This is a genomic window from Cellulomonas sp. Leaf334 (genome assembly GCF_001424195.1).
GTDB lineage: Bacteria > Actinomycetota > Actinomycetes > Actinomycetales > Cellulomonadaceae > Cellulomonas.
Map to the genome: position 1 here is coordinate 75,658 of NZ_LMOO01000005.1, position 15,406 is coordinate 91,063.

Below are 15,406 nucleotides of genomic sequence, written 5' to 3' on the forward strand. Positions count from 1 at the left end.
CCCGTCCTACAGTGACCGGATGAGCGACACAGCCGCTGCACCGACCGAGGGGGAGCGTCGTGCGCTCTCCGGGCTCGAGACGTCAGGCATTGCGTTCCAGGTGACGCGGCACGGGCGGGTCGGGTCGTTGGCGGAGGCCGCCGAGGCGCGGGGGATCGACCCCGCCGGCATCGTGAAGACGATCGTGGTGCGCCGCGGCGACGACGACTTCCTGTTCGTGCTGGTGCCGGGCGACCGGACCATCTCGTGGCCCAAGCTGCGTGCCCTGCTCGGGGTGTCGCGCCTGTCGATGCCCGACGCGGCCACCGCGAAGGACGTCACCGGGTACGAGCGCGGCACGATCACGCCGTTCGGCTCGCTCGTGGCGTGGCCCGTCGTCGCCGACTCGCGCATCCGGACGCGACCGGTGTCGATCGGCGGCGGCGCGCACGGGGTCGCTGCGACCGTCGACGGTGCCGAGCTGGTGAAGGCGCTCGACGCGACGGTGTCGGACGTGACGGAGCCGGAGGGCACATCGTCCGGCTGAGCGTGCGGTCGGACGACGCGCCCTTGGGCTACTTCGTCACGAACGTCGTCGGGCGGACCGTCAGGATGACGCGCTTCGGGGCGTCGGTGATCTCGTAGTCCTGGCCGTAGCGCGTCTGGAGCGACTTGTAGAAGCTGGCGACCTCGTCGTCGGGGGTCGTCTCGACGACGGCGCCGCGGACCTCGAGCGAGCGGTACGGGTTCTCGGGGTCGTGGATCGAGATGGCGACGCGCGGCTCGTTCTGGAGGTTCTTGAACTTCTGGCGCGTGGACGTGTGCGTGAACCGCAGGACCTCGCCGTCCCACACGAACCACATGACGCTGCTGTGCGGCGAGCCGTCCGGCGCGACCGTGGCGAGGTGGGCGAAGAGGGGACGGTCCAGCAGGTCGGCGTGGCTGGCGGGGAGCTCGGTGTGGGCCATCGGACGAGGCTAGCCCGGCACTCCCACGGGAACCTCCGGAGGTCCAGATCCGTTCCCTGATGTCGTAGGTGCCCCACCGCCAGGAGCGGTAGCGTCGACCCGCCGGAAGGCAGATCCGGTCACGGGGGCGAGAGCTGAGGAGAGTTCGAGTGATCGATCGCGCGCCCGCTGCCGGAACCATCCGAGTCGACGCCCAGGACACGAAGACGGTCATCAGCCTCGTCGGGGAGATCGACGCCGCACTGCGCGACGAGGCCGGTGCGTGCATGGGGGTCGCGCTGGTCAGCGGGCTCCCGGTGGTCATCGACTCGACGCTGGCGACGTTCATCGACTCGTCAGGTATCGCGTTCGTGCTCCAGCTGCACCTCGCGGCGTCGGCGGAGCAGATCCCTGTGTCGCTCCTGGACCCGCACCGCGTGCTCCGGGACATGCTGGAGATGGTCGGCCTGTCCGGCGAGGTGCCCGCGGCGACGGTCTGACGCCACCCCGGGGGAGGTCGCCGGGTGTGTCGGTGGGCTGGTCTACGTTCGCCGCATGCGGTTGTTGCACACGTCGGACTGGCACCTGGGCCGGTCGCTGCACGGGGTCGACCTGATCGACCACCAGGCGGCGTACCTGGATCACCTGGTCGACGTCGTGCGCGCCGAGCAGGTCGACGCGGTGGTCGTCGCGGGGGACGTGTACGACCGCGCGATCCCGCCCGTCGAGGCCGTGACGCTGCTGTCGGAGACGCTCGCGCGGCTGGCCGAGCACACGACGGTCGTGGTCACGTCGGGCAACCACGACTCCGCGACGCGGCTGGGCTTCGGGTCGGCGCTGATGCGGGACCGGGTCCGGCTCCGGACGCGGGTCGCGGGCCTCGCGGAGCCGGTGGTGCTTCCCGACGACGAGGGCGACGTGCTGGTGTACGGCATCCCGTACCTCGACCCCGACTTCGCGCGCGTCGAGCTGGCGGACGGTCCGGAGCTGCTGGCCCGGTCGCACCAGGCGGTGGCCGCCGCGGCGATGCGACGGGTCCGCGACGACCTCGCCGCGCGCCAGGGGTCGACCCGGCCGCGTTCGGTGGTGGCCGCGCACGCGTTCGTCATCGGTGGCGCCCCGACGGACTCCGAGCGGGACATCCGCGTCGGCGGCGTCGACCAGGTGCCGGCCGGGGTGTTCGCAGGGGCGGACTACGTGGCGCTCGGCCACCTGCACGGCCCGCAGACGGTCTCGGGGGTCGACGGCACGGTCCTGCGCTACAGCGGGTCACCGCTGGCGTACTCGTTCTCCGAGCAGCACCACGCCAAGTCGACGGTCCTGGTGGACCTGTCCGGCGGTCGGGTGCGCACGTCGCTGGTCGCCGCGCCCGTGCCGCGTCGGCTCGCCGACGTGACGGGCACGCTGGACGACCTGCTCGGTGCGGCGGGCGCCCCGCACACCGACGCGTGGACCCGGGTCACCGTCACGGACACGCACCGCCCGGACGACCTGTACCGCCGCGTCAAGCAGCGGTTCCCGCACGCGCTCGTCGTGCACCACCGCGCGGCCCAGTCGGCGCAGTCCTCGCGCGCGACGGCCGTCACCTCCGCGCACGACCCCCTGGATGTCACCGCAGACTTCCTCGCGCACGTCACCGGGCACGGCCCGACGCCCGCCGAGGCGGACGTGCTGCGGCGCGCGTACGAGGACGTCACCGCGATGGAGCGGAGCGCCTGATGCACCTGCGCACCCTCACGCTCCAGGCCATCGGGCCGTTCGCGGGCCGGCACACCGTCGACTTCGACGCGCTCGGCCAGGCCGGGCTGTTCCTGCTCGAAGGACCGACGGGCTCCGGCAAGTCGACGCTCATCGACGCGATCGTGTTCGCCCTCTACGGGAAGGTCGCGTCGAGCGAGGCGTCGGAGGACCGGCTGCGCTCGGCGTACGCGGCCGACGACACGGAGAGCATGGTCGACCTGGTCTTCGAGGTGCCCGCCGGCATCTACCGCGTGCGGCGCACCCCTGCGTACCAGCGGGCCAAGCGGCGGGGCAGCGGCACCACGACCGCGAACGCGTCGGTGAAGGCGTGGCGGCTGCCCGCGGGGGCGGACCTCGACCCGGCGACCCTCGACGCCGTCGGCGTGCCGCTCGGCAACCGGCTGGACGAGGTCGGTGCCGAGATCGAGAAGGCCGTGGGCCTGAGCCGCACGCAGTTCGTCCAGACGATCGTGCTGCCGCAGGGCGAGTTCGCACACTTCCTGCGCGCCAAGCCCGAGGAGCGGGGCAGGCTGCTGCAGAAGATCTTCGGCACCGAGGTGTACGAGCGGCTCGCGCAGCGCCTGGCGGAGCTGCGGCGCGAGAGCGACCGGGCGAGCGCGGCGGCACGGACGGCGCTGTCGTCCGGCACGTCGCAGCTCGTGGGAGCCGCACGGCTCTCCGACGAGGAGGCCGAGGACGTCCGGGTGGCTGTCGACGCCGCGGTGACGCGCAGCGACGGGCTCGTGGCCGCGGTGCGGTCGGTGGTCGGCGAGCGGACCGACGCGCTCGACGGGTGGGCGGCCGGTGCGCGCGCGGCGGCGGTCGCGGCGGACGCGGTGCGCCGGGCTGCGCGCACGCATCTCGACGAGGCGACGGCCACGCACGCCCTGCTGCGGCGCCGTGACGGGCTGCGGGCCGAGCGCGCCGCCCTGGAGGCCGCGGCGGACGTGAACGCCGAGGCGCTGCTCCAGCTCACGGCGGCGCGCGCGGCGCAGTCCGTCCGACCGCTGCTGCTCGGGGCGGATCGTGCGGGCACGATGCTCGACGCGTCCCGCAAGACGTTGACCGCCGCGCTGGACGGCGCCCCCGACGACATCGCGACCCCACCGGACGGCACCGAGCTGCGGACCCACGTGCAGGCCACCGGGCGCTCCGCCGCGGAGGCCGCGGGTGCTCTGGCCCGGCTCGTGGATGTCGAGGCCGGGCTCGAGTCGCGTCGTCGTGCGGTGCGCCAGACGCGCCACGCGGTCGACGACCTCATCGCCGCGATCGCGACGGACGACCAGTGGCTCGCCACGCGGCCGACCGCTCGGGCCGCCCTGACCACCGAGCTGGAGGCTGCCCGGACGCTCGCCGGGGCGACCGGCGAGCGCGAGTCGGCGCTGGCGACGTCGACGGAGATCGTTGCTGCGCACACGGCGCTGGCCGTGGCGGAGCAGACCCTCGCGGAGGCCTCCGCCGTCCGGAACGCCGCCGGGTCCGCCGCGATGGTCGCGCTCGAGACCGAGCGGGACCTGCGCGCCGCGCGGGTCGCGGACCTGGCCGGCGAGCTCGCGTCCCGGCTCGACGACGGCGACGCGTGCCCGGTGTGCGGCTCCTCGGAGCACCCCGCCAAGGCTGTGCTCGGCGCCGACCACGTGTCCGCCGAGCAGGTCGAGCTGGCCGAGGCCGAGCGGGTGACCGCCGAGCGGGCGCTGCACGCGGCCGCCGAGAGGTGCAGCGTCCTGGAGGAGCGCGCCGGCGCACTGCGTGCTCGCGTCGGCGACGGGACCGCGCGGGACGCGTCCGAGCGGTGCGACGAGGCGCGCGCGGCGCTCGCCCAGTCGCGGGCCGCGCAGGCTGACGTCGCCCGACTGGTGCCGACGCTCGACGCCTTCGACGTGCAGACCCGCAGCCGGGAGAGCGAGCGCGCGACCGCCGTCGCGCGGCTCGCGGGGGAGCGGGCGACGTTGGAGGTCACGCTGCTGGACCTCGACGCCGCCGAGGCCGAGGTCGTCACCGGCCGCGGTGACCACCCGACGGTCGCCGCCCGGCACTCGGAGCAGCTCGAACGGGTCGCGGCGTCGGCGACGGTGCTCGACGCGCTCGCGGAGCAGGACGCCGCACAGGACGAGCTCGACCGTCGGCAGGCCGAGCTGGCAGCCGGGCTGGACGAGCACGGCTTCGCCTCCGCCGCGGAAGCGCGCGCGGCGGCGGTCGACGCGGCGGTGCTCGCGGAGCTCGACCACACCGTGACGGCGTACGCCACCCGGCTCGACCGGGCGACCGCGGGGCTGGCCGAGCCGGCCGTCGCGGCGCTCGCCGACGACCTGGTGGTCGACCTCGACGCGGCGACGACCGCGGAGGCCACCGCGCGCGAGGAGGCCGAGCGGACGGCCGGCGAGGCGCGTGTCGCCGAGGAACGTTCCGCCGCAGCCGCCGTCGCGGGCGACGCGGTGGTCACGTCCGCGACCGCGCTCGCCGACGCGCTCGGGACCGCGGGTCCGGTCAGCCGGCTCGCGGACCTGACCGGGGGCGGGGGCGACAACGCACGGAACCTGTCCCTGGCCACGTTCGTGCTGATGCGCCGGTTCGAGGACGTGGTCGCCGCCGCCAACGAGCGCCTGCTCGTGATGTCGGACGGTCGGTTCGAGCTGGTCCGCAGCGACGAGAAGGAGGACGTGCGCGCGCGGAACACCGGCCTGGCCATGCGCGTCATCGACCACCGCACCGAGCATGCGCGCGACCCCCGGACCCTGTCCGGCGGAGAGACGTTCTACGTGTCCCTGTGCCTGGCGCTCGGCATGGCCGACGTCGTGACCGCCGAAGCGGGCGGGATCGACCTCGGCACCCTGTTCGTCGACGAGGGTTTCGGGTCGCTGGACCCGCACACGCTCGACGCGGTGCTCGCCGAGCTCGGGCGCCTGCGCGCCGGCGGCCGGGTCGTCGGGGTGGTGTCGCACGTCGAGGCGCTGAAGCAGTCGATCGCGGACCGGATCGAGATCCGCCCGACGGCCGAGGGTCCGAGCACGCTCACGGTGCGGGCGGGCTGACCGCCCGCACGCTCACCAGGCCCAGCCGCGGGAGGCGAGCTCGACCTCCTCGCGGAAGCGCTCGGCGGGGTCGCCCTTCGCAGCGGGCTGGACCTCGACGCCGGCGAGGTGGCACGCCTCGACCAGCAGCTGGTCGTAGGCCAGCTGGGACGCGATGATCCGCTCGGCGCGCGCGAAGGTGCGCGGGTCCAGCTCGAGGGAGCGGACGTGGTCGGCGACGACGCTGAGGCGCTCCTGCACGCGCAGGGTGGTGAACGGGTCGCACTCGGGGGCCCGGGGCGGGCGGATCCGCTCCGCCAGGCGCTCCAGCCGGGCGGCCAGGAACGTGCGCCATCGCGGCGGCTCGTCGGGCGACGGGAACAGCTGCCAGATAGCACCGAAGACGAGCGCCGGGACGAACATCACAGCGGCCAGCATGATCCAGCTCATCGTGCGTCCTTCATCGAGCGCGTACGGCCCAGATTAAGTCGCAAGTGTGACGTGCGCCACAATATTCCTGCCGGATCGCGCGAGCGTCAGGACCGGGTCCCTCCGGCGACCGTCTGACCGCGATGGCACGCCCTGCACGGCGGCCCGCTCGAGAGAGCGACCTACCTCGTCGCGACCTCGGGCGTCACCAGGGCGCCCGGATGTGTCGGAACCTCCGCTGCGGCAACCCGGTCCCGGGAGGCGTGCGCAGCCGCGACGACGCTCTCGGCCTCCTCGAGCGCGGTGCGGGCCCACGAGCGGCGCACGAGGACGAGCAGGACGGCGGCGACGACGATGACCCCGGCCATCACGGCCCCCATGGTCACGGCGGTCGGGGTGCCGTTGATGCTGGTCAGCGGCGCGATGATCGCGCCCAGCCCGAACTGCAGGGCCCCGAGCAGGGCCGCGGCGGACCCGGCGCGGTGCGGGTTGGAGGCCAGCGCGATGGCGGGGGCGGAGGGCAGCACGAAGCCGGCGGTGCCCAGCGTGAGGACGAGGAGGACGGTCACCGGCCAGAACGGCGCGCCGAGGAGGGTCGTCGCGAAGAGGGAGAGCCCGAGGACGACGCCGACGGCGACGGCGCCGGAGAGGATCTGCTCGGGGCGGAAGCGGCCGACGAGGGCGCCGTTGACCTGCGACCCGGCGGTGATCGCGACCGCCCCGGCGGCGAACACCCAGCCGAACTGCTGCGGGGTGAGGCCGTAGCCCTCCTGGAACACGAACGTCGAGGACGCGACGTAGGTGAACATGGCCGACAGGTAGAACGCGGACATGAGCGCGAGGCCGAGGAACGGCAGGTCGGTCAGCAGGTCGCGGTAGGTGCGCAGCGCAGCGCCGGTGCCGCCCGTGCGCCGCAGCCCGACCGGAAGCGACTCGCGCAGCGCGAACGACGCCACGACGAACAGCACGACGCCGGTGGCGGCGAGGAACACGAAGATCAGCCGCCAGGAGCCGACGAGGAGCAGCTGCGCGCCGATGGTGGGCGCGATGATCGGGGCCACGCCGACCACGAGCATCAGCCGTGCCATCACCTTGGAGACGGCGAGCCCCTCGAACGTGTCGCGGACGACGGCCAGCGACAGGACCATCCCCGCGGCTGCGGTGAAGCCCTGCACGAAGCGGAGCGCGGTGAACGCGGTGATGTCCTGCGCGAGCACCAGCCCGACGGACGCCAGCACGTAGACGACGAGCGAGCCGAGGAGCGGGCGGCGGCGGCCGTACGCGTCGGACACGGACCCGATGAGGAGCTGACCGAGGGCGAGGCCCGCGAGCGACGCCGCGATGGTCAGCTGGACCGCGGCCGCGGTGGTGTTCAGGTCGACGGCGATCTCGGGGAACGCGGCGAGGTAGGTGTCGAACGTGAACGGGCCCAGGGCGGTGAGCGCCGAGAGCAGGAGGACGAATCCGACGCTCACGCGCGTCGCGGGGGTGCGGGCCATGACAGTGCCAAGCCGGCGAGGCGCGCACAACTTCCCAGAAGGTCCAACCCGTGGGACGGAGGTGGTCAGGTCTGTCGGTGGTGGCGTCGATACTTCGGCCGTGAGAACCCGCGTGCACGTGTGCGTGCCCCTGCCTGTGGCCCTCGTCCTCGGACTGTCCGTGCTGCTCACGGGGTGCGACGAGGAGGCGCTCCTCGGGAGCGCCCCCGCCGTCACGGCAGAGGCTCTCCCCGTCGACGCCCCGCCGCAGAGTGCGCTCGCGACCGCCACGCTGCTCCCCGTGAAGGGCCGCGCACCGAAGACCGGCTACGACCGTGACCTGTACGGCCACGCGTGGAAGGACGTGGACCGCAACGGCTGCGACACCCGCAACGACATCCTGCGCCGGGACCTCACGGAGCAGGTGCTCAAGGACGGCACGAACGGCTGCGTGGTGCTGGCGGGCACGCTGGCCGACCCGTACTCGGGGCTGCCCATCGCGTTCGTCCGCGGGCAGGCCACGTCGTCGGACGTGCAGATCGACCACGTCGTCGCCCTGTCGGACAGCTGGCAGAAGGGTGCCCAGCAGTGGGACACCCCGACGCGGGAGGCGTTCGCCAACGACCCGCTGAACCTGCTCGCCGCGGACGGCCCGCTGAACCAGCAGAAGGGCGACGGCGACACCGCGACGTGGCTGCCGCCGAACGACGCCTTCCGGTGCGCGTACGTCGCCCGCCAGGTCGGCGTGAAGTACACGTACGGGCTGTGGGTGACCCAGGCGGAGCGGGACGCCATGGTCCGCGTCCTGTCGACGTGCCCGACGCAGCCGCTGCCGGCCGGCGCGCTGCAGCCGGCGCAGCCCGTCGCCGCTCCGTAGGTCGCCTCAGGCGTGCCGGCCGCTACGCCATCCGGGTTTGTCCGTTGCGTCCGAACGGGTGGGTTGGTCGCGTCACCCGCCCGAAGTGCCTCGGTGGTGTGCCGCGGCTCGCTATGGTCCGCCGACCCGCCTCGCCACTCGACAGAACGGCCGTCATGCGCCTGCTGCATCCTCGTTCCCGCCACCTCGCCCTGCTGGTCGTCGCCACGGTGGGGCTCCTGTCCGCCGTCCCGCCCGCGTCGGGGGCCGAACCGGTCGTCCGGTGCGACGGCCGCGTCGCGACGATCGTGGGGACCGACGGTCCCGACAGGCTCGTCGGGACGAACAAGGCCGACGTCATCGTCGCGGGTGCCGGTGACGACGTCGTGACCGGCGGGAACGGCGAGGACGTCGTGTGCGGTGGTCCGGGCGCCGACACGCTGAGCGGCGGCAACGGCGGCGACCGGCTGTTCGGCGAGGACGGCGACGACAGGCTCACCGGCGACAACGGTGACGACACGCTCCACGCCGGCGCAGGGACCGACCGGGCCGACGGCAGCAACGGGCGCGACCGGTGCGAGGCGTCCGAGACCACGACGTCGTGCGAGGTCGTCGTCGCTCCGGTCGCGGCGCTGAGCCCGTCGCTCGCGGTCCTCGACGGCTGCGCGCCGGGGCTCAGCGTCGACGGGGTGTCGACCCCGGACGTCGTGACGAACGGCCGCACGGTCGGATACGACGTCACGGTGCGCAACGACCCGACCGGGACGTGCCGGGCGTCGGGCGCGGCCGTGACGACGGTGAGCGGCACCTTCCACGTCGACTCCTCGCTGGCGTCTCTCGTGTCGCTCGACGACACGGCGATGTGGCTCGAGGTGCCGGGCGAGACGTCCGCCACCCGGACGGTCCTCCCTGCGGCTGCCGGTCTCGCGACCGACGGCTCGACCACGGTGGCCGGCTGCCCCGGCGGTGTCGCCGAAGGCTGTGCCGCGACGGTCGGCGCCACCGTCGGCTACGTCTCCTATCCCGGCGGCAGCGAGCTCACCGTCCCCGCAGGTGGAGCACTGGACGTGCCCTTCCGCTTCTTCCCGCGGCTCGACGCCGCCGACCTCGTGACGATCGACGCCGCTGCAGGTCACGTCACCGTCGCGTTCGCAGCCCGGGCGAGCACCGGGGAGCTGCTCGTCGTCCGGAGCCCCGGGACCTTCGCGGAGCCGGTCGCCACGGGCGACATCACGGTGACCGCGACGCTGCCGACGGGCACCGTCTCCGCGACCGTGCCCGAGGTGGTCGCAGGGGACCAGGTGACCACGGAGGGCCTGTTCTCGTTCGTCGTCGAGCCGACGCACCCGGACCGGGTCGCGGTCGACCTCACCGCCTCCGCGGCCGGGGTCACGTCCCCGTCCGTGACGGTCGAGACGCTCGTCGTCGCGGACACCACGGACAGGTCCCCGCTGCAGCCCGCGGTGTGGCCGTCGAGCGCGGCCGTCGGGGCCGGCACGACGTTCACGGTCAGCGTCTCGCCCGTGGGCGAGCTCGCTGGTCCCGTCACGGTCGGGTGGCCGGACGGCAACGCCGTCGCTGTCGACGACGGAACAGGTGGCGACTCCGTCGCCGACGACGGTGTCTGGAGTGCGAGGTTCGCATGGACGCCGGGCTCGGAGGGCACGGCCACCATCTCGGCGACCGGCACCGTCGACGGAGCGCTCGTCTCGGGGAGCGTGGCTCTGCCCGTGCGACCCGCAGGTTTCCCGACCGGACCCGAGCACCTGGCCGCCCTGAACGTCGTGTCGTCGGGCGCGTCCTCGTTCCTCGCGGACCGGCTCGTGCTGATCACCGCGGACGACGCGGACCCGAGCGCGGTGCGGGCGGTCGCCGAGGCCGTCGGGGGTGAGCTCGTCGGTGTCGTCGGCCCCGGGGCATGGCAGCTCGCGATCCCCGCGGTCGCGGACCGGGCCGGGCTCGACGCGGTGTTCGCGGCGGTGTCCGCCTTCCCGGTCGTCCTCGGCGCCGAGCCGTCGTTCGTCGGCGAGCTGGACGACGTGGTCCAGCCGGACGACCCGTGGTTCGCCCTTCAGGACGGGGTCCAGATCCACCGGCTCGACGACGCCTGGGCCCTGCAGCGCGGGACGCAGCGCACGACCTTGGTGGCCGTCATCGACAGCGGGGTGAACCTGGACCATCCCGACCTGGCCGGGAAGATCTCCTCGAACGGCATCGACATCCGTGACGGTGATGACAACCCCAACGACGACACGTGCCTGCACGGCACGCACGTCGCCGGGATCGTGGGCGCGAAGGCGGACAACGCCGAGGGCGTGGCCGGGGTCAACTGGGGTGCACGCATCCTGCCGGTGAAGGTCTTCCACCCCGGCGCGGACTGCGGCCAGTTCCGCTACGACGACATCGCCGCGGGCATCGACTACGCCGTGTCCCAGGGTGCCGCGGTGCTCAACATGAGCCTGTCCGGCCCGGACCGCAGCGAGGTCGTGGCGCAGGCGCTCGACCGCGCGCTCGAGGCCAACAGGGTCGCGGTCGCCACCGCCGGCAACACTGGGAAAGAGGAGCGTCGTTACCCGTCCGGGTTCGGGCGCAGCGAGCGGTACACCTCGTTCCTGGGGTTCAACGAGCGCACCTACGACATCGACATCCTGTCCGTGGCGAACGTCGACGACCACCGGAACCGGGCCGCGTCGTCGACGTTCGGCCCGTGGGTCGACGTCGCCGGCCCGGGCCAGAACGTCATGTCCACGACGGGGGACCTGACCCAGTACGAGACGAAGTCGGGCACCTCGATGGCTGCCCCGTTCATCGCGGGCCTGGCGTCGCTCATCCGGTCGGAGGACCCGACGGCGACCCCCGCGGACGTCCGGTCGAGGCTCGTGCTCACCGGGTTCGACCGTGACCCGAGCATCGGTCGCGTGGTGGATGCCTATGGCGCGGTCGTCAACGGCGGGTTCGAGTCGGGCCTGCGCCCGTGGCGGACCACCGGCACCGTGTCGTCGGTCTCCCGGCTGGGGTCGATCAAGCCGATCGTCGGCAAGAAGATGCTGTCGCTGTCGACCGGTCCGGCCGGTCCGGCCGTGCGGGCCAGCGTGACGCGCCGCGTGTCCGTCCCCGCCGACGCGCTGCGCCGGAACCAGCTGCGCGTCGCGATGTACTACAACTTCGTCTCGGAGGAGTATCCGGAGTACGTGCAGCAGGGGTTCAACGACACGTTCACGGTGGAGCTGGTGCTCCCCGACGGCTCGCGCGAACGCCTGGTGGACGAGTCCGTGGACACGACCGCGTGGACACCCGTCTCCGGGGTCGACTTCCCCTACGGGGACACGACGTCCGGGCAGTCGGGCTGGCGCTACGTGAGCGTGCTGCTGGACCCGGCCAGGCTGCGGGGTGCGACGACGTTCGAGATCGTGGTGCAGGACCAGGGTGACGACGTCTACGACTCCGTGGCGCTCATCGACGGGGTGGAGGTGTCGTGACAGGGCGGAGGGCCGTGACGGCGGTGCTCGCCGCGGTGGCGACGGCCGCGCTCGCGGCGTGCGGCCCCTCGGGCACGTCGCTGCCGTTCGCGGTGGCGGCGTCGACCGTCGACTACTCGGGAGACGAGGCGAGGGTCGTCGCCCAGCAGGCGGACGTCGAGGAGGAGTGGCTGGAGCTCGACGGGCAGTCGTGGCCCGAGCTCGGCGACGGACGGGTGCGGCTGATGGTCGTGCCGGGGACGCAGTACCGGGACCCCGACGTGACCGACGTGCGCGTGGTCGACGGCGCGTGGGTGGTGGACCTGACCGCGTACGACGCTGCGGAGTGCACTGGCGTGGACGTGGTGATGAGCAGTGCGTTCCTGGTCGACGTGGAGGCCGCCGCCCCTCCGTCGTCGGTGAGCCAGCAGGTCGACGTGCAGGGTGGCTGCGGCTGACGGTGCAGGCAGCGGAGCCGGTCGTCGCCCCCTAGGTTGAGTCCCGTGAGCGGACGCGGAGTGGTCGTCGGGGTGCTGGTCACGGGTGTCGTCCTCGTGGCGGGCGTGTTCGTCGCGGACCGGGTGGCGGAGTCGTCGGCCGAGCGGCAGGTGGTGACGGCGATCGAGGAGAACCTCGACGTCGTCGGCACCCCGACCGTCGAGCTCGGGGGCTTCCCGTTCCTCACCCAGCTGCTGGCGGGCTCGATCGAGAACGTCACCGGCACGGTCGACGGGGTCACGCTCGAGGGCATCGACGCCACCGACGTGATCTTCGACGGGCACGACGTCAGCACGTCGGAGCCGTACACGGTCGGTACCGCGACGATCTCCGCGACGCTGCCGACGGCGTCGATCGAGCAGGTCGTCGCCGACCGCTCGGACCTCGAGATCGCGGTCGCGGTCGACGGGGGCGCGCTGACGGCGTCGGGCGAGGTGCTGGGGCTGCGCCTCGCCGCGAACCTGGTGCCGCGGGTCGAGGACGGGAAGCTGCTCGTCTCGGTCGAGAACGTGCAGATCGCGGGGCTGACGGTGTCCGTCGACGACCTGCCGAACGCGATCGGCGACCGGTTGACCGATGTCGAGATCCCCGTCGAGGGCCTCCCGGACGGGTTGGTCCTGTCCGACGCGACGGTCGTCGCGGACGGGGTGCGCATCACCGCCGACGGGACCGACGTCGTCCTGCCCACCGAGGCGGCCCCGGCTGGGTAGGGTCCGTCCTGCCCACCCGCTCGGGTGGACGACGACGGACGAAGGACCCCGCCCGTGGACTGGATCGGCGACGCCTGGCAGGACATCACCACGCCCCAACCGGTGCCGTCGAGCACCGCGGTGCTGCTCACCGCGGCGGGGGTGCTGCTGGTCCTGCTGGTCCCGGCCGCGTGGCACGTCGCGAGGCACGGCCTGACGATCGTGCACGAGGCCGCGCACGCCGCGGTCGCGGTGCTCGTCGGGCGCCGGCTGTCCGGCATCCGGGTGCACTCCGACACGTCGGGCCTGACCGTCTCGGTGGGCAAGCCGCGTGGTCCGGGCATGGTCGCGACCGTCGCCGCGGGGTACACCGGCCCGGCGTTGCTCGGCCTCGGCGCGGCCTGGCTGCTGTCCCGCGGGTACGCCGTCGCGCTGCTGTGGATCCTGCTCGTCGTCCTGGTGCTCGTGCTGGTGCAGATCCGCAACTGGTACGGCCTGTGGGCGGTCCTCGTGACGGGCGCGCTGCTGGTCGCGGTGACGGTGTGGGGATCGGCGACCGTGCAGAGCGTCGCCGCCTACGCGATGACCTGGTTCTTGCTGCTGGGTGCGCCGCGCGCGGTGCTGGAGATGCAGTCGGAGCGCCGTCGGGGCCGACGCCGCGGCGTGCAGGACACGTCCGACGCGGGCCTGCTCGGCCGGCTGACGCACACGCCGGGTGCCCTCTGGGTCGGCATCCTGCTGCTCGTCTGCCTGGGCGCGCTCGCGCTGGGCGCGGTGTGGCTGATCGGCCTGCAGGTCTGACGTGCTGCTCCGGGGCGGTGTGTTGGCGGACGGCACCCGGGCCGACGTCCGGGTGGACGGCGACCGCATCGGGCACGTCGGACCCGACCTGCCCGTCGACGGCTCCGACGTGGTCGACGCCGACGGACTCCTCGTTCTGCCGGGGTTCGTCGACGCCCACTCGCACGCCGACGCGGGCGTCCTCGACCCTGACGTGCAAGCGGCACTGACCCACCAGGGCGTGACCACCGTGGTGCTCGGCCAGGACGGCGTCTCGTTCGCACCGTCGCCGCCGGGATCGGGTGCGACCGCGTACGCGGAGCGGTACTTCGCGGCGATCAACGGCTCGCACCCGGCGTTCCGCGGCGGGTCCGTCGCAGACCTGCTGTCCACCTACGACCGTGCGGCCACGGTCCACACCGCGTACCTGGTCCCGCACGGCACCCTCCGGTACGCGGTGATGGGGGCCGACGACCGCCCGGCCCGGCCCGACGAGGTCGCGGGGATGGTGCGGCTGCTCGAGCAGGGGCTCGACGACGGCGCGCGCGGGATGTCGACCGGGCTCGAGTACGCACCGGCGTCGTCCGCGGACCGCGCGGAGTTCGTCGCGCTGTGCGAGGTCCTGGCCCGCCGCGACCGGCCGCACGTGTCCCACATGCGCGGCTACGAGGACCGCGCCCCGGCCGCGCTCGCGGAGCTGCTCGACCTGGCCCGCGCGACCGGCGTCGGCACCCACGTCTCGCACTTCCACGGCCCGGCCGAGCGGCTCGGGCCGCTGGTCGACGACGCGCTCGCCGAGGGCCTGGACCTCACGTTCGACTCGTACCCGTACCTGCGTGGCGCGACGATCCTGGCGCTCGCCGCCCTCCCCGACTGGCTCCCGCTGGCCGACGCCGACCGCACGCTCGCCCTCCTGGCCGACCCCGCGGTCCGGTCCCGGCTGCCCGCGCGCGACGAGGTCTGGCCCCGCGTGACGCTCTCCTGGGTCCCGGGTGCGTCGTGGGCCGAGGGGCTGCCGCTGCTGGAGTACGCCGCCCGGGTCGAGATGACACCCGCCGACGCGGCCCTCCACCTGCTCGTGACGACGAACCTGCAGGTCGGTTGCGTGTTCGAGCAGCCACCCACCAACTCCGACGACTCCCTGCGGACCCTCCTGCGCCACCCGGCGCACTGCGCCGGCTCCGACGGCATCTTCCGCGGCGGACACCCGCACCCCCGCGGCTGGGGGACGTTCGCGCGGCTCCTCGGCCGGCACGTGCGCGAGCTCGGTGACTGGGACTGGCCGACGGCCGTGCAGCACCTGTCGACCACCGCAGCACGGCGGTTCGGGCTGCACGACCGGGGCACGGTCGCGCCCGGCCACCGCGCGGACCTGGTGCTGGTGGACCCGGCGACCGTCACCGACCACGCCACCTACGACGACCCGCGGCGGACGGCCACGGGTGTGCACGCCGTGCTCGTCGACGGCGTCCCCGCCCTGCGGGACGGGCGGCTCACCGGCGCCCTCCCCGGTCGCGCGGTGCGCTGAGGAAGACTGGTCC

The 15,406-nt window shown here is 73.8% G+C and carries 13 protein-coding genes; 10 read left to right on the plus strand and 3 right to left on the minus strand.

The window, feature by feature from the left end; translation table 11 throughout:
- Positions 1-19: 19 nt before the first annotated feature.
- Positions 20-526: an aminoacyl-tRNA deacylase gene (locus ASF78_RS10795; RefSeq protein WP_056588809.1), complete on the plus strand. Its 507-nt coding sequence runs from the start codon at positions 20-22 to the stop codon at positions 524-526.
- Between the two features lie 28 nt (positions 527-554).
- Here the strand turns inward: ASF78_RS10795 and ASF78_RS10800 are convergent, their stop codons facing one another.
- Positions 555-947: a PPOX class F420-dependent oxidoreductase gene (locus ASF78_RS10800; protein WP_056588812.1), complete on the minus strand. Its 393-nt coding sequence runs from the start codon at positions 945-947 to the stop codon at positions 555-557.
- A 149-nt stretch (positions 948-1,096) separates the two neighbouring features.
- Between ASF78_RS10800 and ASF78_RS10805 the strand changes: the two genes are divergently transcribed.
- The 3 genes from ASF78_RS10805 to ASF78_RS10815 are packed head-to-tail and all read left to right on the plus strand — an operon-like array spanning position 1,097 to position 5,698.
- The gene (locus ASF78_RS10805) at positions 1,097-1,426 is read left to right on the plus strand and encodes an STAS domain-containing protein (RefSeq protein WP_235518531.1); all 330 of its coding nucleotides are present in this window, start codon (positions 1,097-1,099) and stop codon (positions 1,424-1,426) included.
- Positions 1,427-1,481: 55 nt separating this feature from the next.
- The gene (locus ASF78_RS10810; RefSeq protein WP_056588819.1) at positions 1,482-2,645 is read left to right on the plus strand and encodes an exonuclease SbcCD subunit D; all 1,164 of its coding nucleotides are present in this window, start codon (positions 1,482-1,484) and stop codon (positions 2,643-2,645) included.
- Positions 2,645-5,698 carry an AAA family ATPase gene (locus tag ASF78_RS10815; protein ID WP_056588821.1) on the plus strand — a complete coding sequence of 1,018 codons (3,054 nt, stop codon included), beginning with the start codon at positions 2,645-2,647 and terminating at the stop codon, positions 5,696-5,698. Before ASF78_RS10810 ends, ASF78_RS10815 begins: the two co-directional genes overlap by 1 nt.
- Before the next feature lie 12 nt (positions 5,699-5,710).
- Here the strand turns inward: ASF78_RS10815 and ASF78_RS10820 are convergent, their stop codons facing one another.
- Together ASF78_RS10820 and ASF78_RS10825 are read right to left on the minus strand one after the other, a co-directional pair.
- Positions 5,711-6,127, minus strand: a complete 417-nt coding sequence (locus ASF78_RS10820; protein WP_056588823.1) for a hypothetical protein — start codon at positions 6,125-6,127, stop codon at positions 5,711-5,713.
- A 161-nt stretch (positions 6,128-6,288) separates the two neighbouring features.
- Positions 6,289-7,605, minus strand: a complete 1,317-nt coding sequence (locus tag ASF78_RS10825) for a multidrug effflux MFS transporter (protein ID WP_056588826.1) — start codon at positions 7,603-7,605, stop codon at positions 6,289-6,291.
- A 100-nt stretch (positions 7,606-7,705) separates the two neighbouring features.
- Between ASF78_RS10825 and ASF78_RS10830 the strand changes: the two genes are divergently transcribed.
- From ASF78_RS10830 to ASF78_RS10855, 6 genes are all read left to right on the plus strand, one after another.
- A complete protein-coding gene (locus ASF78_RS10830; RefSeq protein WP_369816321.1) occupies positions 7,706-8,461 on the plus strand; it encodes an HNH endonuclease family protein in 756 nt (251 codons plus the stop codon).
- 155 nt (positions 8,462-8,616) lie between these two features.
- On the plus strand, positions 8,617-11,919 hold the full coding sequence (locus tag ASF78_RS10835) for a S8 family serine peptidase (RefSeq protein ID WP_056588827.1): 3,303 nt from the start codon (positions 8,617-8,619) through the stop codon (positions 11,917-11,919).
- Positions 11,916-12,356 carry a hypothetical protein gene (locus tag ASF78_RS10840; protein ID WP_156374135.1) on the plus strand — a complete coding sequence of 147 codons (441 nt, stop codon included), beginning with the start codon at positions 11,916-11,918 and terminating at the stop codon, positions 12,354-12,356. Before ASF78_RS10835 ends, ASF78_RS10840 begins: the two co-directional genes overlap by 4 nt.
- Before the next feature lie 45 nt (positions 12,357-12,401).
- The gene (locus ASF78_RS10845; RefSeq protein WP_056588833.1) at positions 12,402-13,106 is read left to right on the plus strand and encodes a DUF2993 domain-containing protein; all 705 of its coding nucleotides are present in this window, start codon (positions 12,402-12,404) and stop codon (positions 13,104-13,106) included.
- 54 nt (positions 13,107-13,160) lie between these two features.
- Positions 13,161-13,886, plus strand: coding sequence for a M50 family metallopeptidase (locus ASF78_RS10850; RefSeq protein WP_056588836.1), 726 nt, complete (start codon positions 13,161-13,163; stop codon positions 13,884-13,886).
- 1 nt (position 13,887) lies between these two features.
- On the plus strand, positions 13,888-15,393 hold the full coding sequence (locus ASF78_RS10855; RefSeq protein ID WP_200940587.1) for an amidohydrolase family protein: 1,506 nt from the start codon (positions 13,888-13,890) through the stop codon (positions 15,391-15,393).
- Positions 15,394-15,406 lie beyond the last annotated feature (13 nt).

What these genes read in the sequence shown, in the direction of transcription:
- ASF78_RS10810 (WP_056588819.1), top strand. Translation starts at nt 1,482, where the DNA reads ATGCGGTTGTTGCACACGTCGGACTGGCACCTGGGCCGGTCGCTGCAC.
- ASF78_RS10795 (WP_056588809.1), top strand. Translation starts at nt 20, where the DNA reads ATGAGCGACACAGCCGCTGCACCGACCGAGGGGGAGCGTCGTGCGCTC.
- ASF78_RS10835 (WP_056588827.1), top strand. Translation starts at nt 8,617, where the DNA reads ATGCGCCTGCTGCATCCTCGTTCCCGCCACCTCGCCCTGCTGGTCGTC.
- ASF78_RS10815 (WP_056588821.1), top strand. Translation starts at nt 2,645, where the DNA reads ATGCACCTGCGCACCCTCACGCTCCAGGCCATCGGGCCGTTCGCGGGC.
- ASF78_RS10800 (WP_056588812.1), bottom strand. Translation starts at nt 947, where the DNA reads ATGGCCCACACCGAGCTCCCCGCCAGCCACGCCGACCTGCTGGACCGT.
- ASF78_RS10820 (WP_056588823.1), bottom strand. Translation starts at nt 6,127, where the DNA reads ATGAGCTGGATCATGCTGGCCGCTGTGATGTTCGTCCCGGCGCTCGTC.
- ASF78_RS10825 (WP_056588826.1), bottom strand. Translation starts at nt 7,605, where the DNA reads ATGGCCCGCACCCCCGCGACGCGCGTGAGCGTCGGATTCGTCCTCCTG.